This window comes from Streptomyces calidiresistens (genome assembly GCF_014141525.1).
In the GTDB taxonomy this organism is placed as follows: Bacteria; Actinomycetota; Actinomycetes; order Streptomycetales; family Streptomycetaceae; genus Streptomyces; species Streptomyces calidiresistens.
Map to the genome: position 1 here is coordinate 1 of NZ_VKHS01000833.1, position 2245 is coordinate 2245.

Here is a 2245-nt window from a genome sequence, read left to right on the forward strand (position 1 = left end):
CGCCCCGCCTCCGCCGACGGGACCGCCACCGGCCCCGCGGCGACCCGGGATTCCGCCTTCATCCGTGCCTGTCGCGGCGAACCCGTGTCGCACACGCCGGTGTGGTTCATGCGCCAGGCGGGCCGCTCCCTCCCGGAGTACCGCAAGGTGCGCGAGGGCATCGCGATGCTCGACTCCTGCATGCGCCCCGACCTCGTCACCGAGATCACCCTCCAGCCCGTGCGCCGACACGGGGTGGACGCCGCGATCTACTTCAGCGACATCGTCGTCCCGCTCAAGGCCATCGGCCTGGACCTCGACATCCGTCCCGGCGTCGGACCGGTCGTCGAGACCCCCGTGCGCTCGCGCGCCGACCTCGACCGCCTCCGCCCGCTGGAGCCCGGCGACGTCGACTACGTCACCGAGGCCGTGCGGATGCTGACCGCCGAACTCGGCCCCACCCCGCTGATCGGTTTCGCCGGCGCCCCCTTCACCCTCGCCAGCTACCTCGTGGAGGGCGGACCCTCCCGCAACCACGAGCACACCAAGGCGCTCATGTACGGGGACCCCGAACTCTGGGCCGACCTGCTGGACCGCCTCGCCGACATCACCGCCGCCTTCCTGCGCGTGCAGATCGAGGCCGGTGCCTCCGCCGTGCAGCTCTTCGACTCCTGGGTCGGCGCGCTCTCCCCGCGCGACTACCGCGAGCGCGTGATGCCCGCCTCCACCAAGGTCTTCGACGCCGTCGCCGGGTACGGCGTGCCGCGCATCCACTTCGGCGTCGGCACCGGGGAACTCCTCGGGGACCTCGGCGAGGCCGGCGCCGACGTGGTGGGCGTGGACTGGCGGGTGCCGCTGGACGAGGCCGCCCGCCGCACCGGGGGCGCCAAGCCGCTGCAGGGCAACCTCGACCCCGCCGTGCTCTTCGCCCCCCGAGCCGCGGTGGAGGAGCAGACCGACCGGGTGCTGGCCTCGGCCCGCGACCTGCCGGGCCACGTGTTCAACCTCGGTCACGGCGTACTGCCGGACACCGACCCCGACGCGCTCACCCACCTGGTGGAGTACGTCCACCGGCGCACCGCCCGCTGAGGAACTCCCCCCGGGGGAGGCGCCGGTGGGCGCCTCCCCCGGGGCCGCCGCGCGAACCCGGGCGACGGGCCGCCGTCACCGGGAGGACGGGCGATCCGGCGGGGCCGGGTCGCCGTCCCCGCTGCCCGGCGCCTCGCTCCCGCCGTTCTCCTCCTCGACGGAACCCTTCTCCGGAGCCGGAGCCGGAGCCGGAGCCGTGCCGGTCGCCGGGGGAGCGGCGGGCGGCGGGGGCACCGCACCGGCCGCGACCGGCACCGCCGGCTCCCGGCGCGTGCGCTCCGGACGGCGGGAACGCCACAGTCGCCATCCCAGCCACAGCAGCGCCAGTGTCACCGCGAACGGCAGCACCGCCCCGAGGGCCGCCGCGATCCACCCCAGCGTGAGCAGGAAGGCCCCCCAGCCGCCCTCCAGCGCTCCGAGCGGGGACGGGGCCCCCGGCTCCCTCTCCTCCTCCATCTCCTCGGCACCCGGCTCCCGCAGCTCCACCGTGACGGTGCCCATGCCGGTGCGCTCCCGCAGCGAGGCGTACCGCGCCTTCAGCGCCTCCAACTCCGCCTGCCGGGAGGACAGTTCGGACTCCAGGGTCACCACGTCCCGCAGCGACTCGGCCTCCTCCATCAGCGCCCGCACCCGGGCCACGCTCTCCTCCTGGGTGGCGATCCGCGCGGCCACGTCGACCACCTGCCCGGTGACGTCCTCCGTGGAGACCTCCCGCTCCGCCACCTCACCCAGCTCGGAGAGGCGCACCAACACCTCGTCGTACCGCTCGGGCGGCACCCGCAGGGTCAGCCGGGAGCGCTCCCGGCCCTCCCGGTCCCGGTCGCTCCACTCCGAGGCGACGAAACCGCCCACCCGCTCCGCCACGTCGACCGCGTCCGACCAGGCGTCGCGCACATCCCCCGTCAGGACGACCAGGTGCGCGGTGCGGATCAGGTGGGTACCGCGCAGCTCCGGCGGCACCGCCGCGGAGTCGCCGCCGTCCACGTCATCGGCGCCGCCCACGTCATGGGCGCCGTCCTCGACCGCCTCGTCCGGCTCCGCCTCCGGTGCCTCCCGCTCCGGTGCCGGGATCGCGCCCGCCCCGTCGCCCTCATCGGGGAGGTGCTCGGGGAAGCCCCCCGCCTCATCGGTGGCCCCACCCTCGGCCGCGTGGTCCGATGCCTCCGACCCCCCGTAG

The 2245-nt window shown here is 75.7% G+C and carries 2 protein-coding genes; one reads left to right on the plus strand and one right to left on the minus strand.

Annotated elements, in window-relative coordinates; translation table 11 throughout:
- On the plus strand, positions 1-1068 hold a 1068-nt coding region (gene hemE, locus FOE67_RS23235), incomplete at its 5' end, for a uroporphyrinogen decarboxylase (RefSeq protein WP_194444613.1).
- A gap of 75 nt (positions 1069-1143) precedes the next feature.
- Here hemE and FOE67_RS23240 read toward each other — a convergent pair.
- A partial coding sequence (locus FOE67_RS23240) for a DUF4349 domain-containing protein (protein WP_182666798.1) occupies positions 1144-2245 on the minus strand: 1102 nt, incomplete at its 5' end.